This is a genomic window from Pseudomonas tremae, from assembly GCF_001401155.1.
In the GTDB taxonomy this organism is placed as follows: Bacteria; Pseudomonadota; Gammaproteobacteria; order Pseudomonadales; family Pseudomonadaceae; genus Aquipseudomonas; species Aquipseudomonas tremae.
In genome coordinates this window covers 1-570 of sequence record NZ_LJRO01000178.1, presented here as the reverse complement: position 1 = coordinate 570, position 570 = coordinate 1, and the positions used below count along the sequence as shown (strand labels likewise).

The 570-nt window shown below is 58.9% G+C and carries 1 protein-coding gene; it reads left to right on the top strand.

Annotated features, from left to right (window positions below; genetic code table 11):
* Positions 1 to 480: ATP-binding cassette domain-containing protein (locus ALO43_RS12490; protein WP_157062293.1), on the top strand; the 480-nt coding region annotated here is incomplete at its 5' end.
* Positions 481 to 570 lie beyond the last annotated feature (90 nt).

Sequence of the window (570 nt, the reverse complement as noted above, 5' to 3'; positions counted from 1 at the left end):
GGTCTATGGCCGCACGGTTCGGGCCAGATTTGCTTGCCCAAAGGGACGGCGCTGTTCCTGCCGCAACGGCCTTATCTGCCCATCGGCACCTTGCGTGAGGCAATGAGTTATCCACAACCTGCGCAACGCTACCCGGCAGAACGCTTTGCAGAGGTGCTGAACCAGTGTCGTCTGGAGCGCCTGATACCGCGACTGGATGAAAGCAATCACTGGCAACGCTTTCTGTCGCCCGGCGAGCAGCAGCGAGTGGCGTTTGCTCGCCCCTTGCTGGTCGCGCCAAGCTGGCTGTATATGGATGAGGCCACCTCGGCCATGGATGAGGATGACGAGGCTGCCATGCACCGCGCAATCATTGATGGCCTGCCCGGTTTGACGCTGGTCAGTATCGGACATCGCAGCAGCCTCAAACGCTTTCATGGTCGGCATGTGCGTATCGAGGGCGCAAAACTGCTCGAGCAACCGACACCAGCAGCGGTTTGAGGTTAGTGCTGTTGGGCGGGTGGCGCTTTTGAGGGTGTGATCATACAACCGCTGAGCTATGATTAGCCCATGTTTAGCAGTCCAGAGATC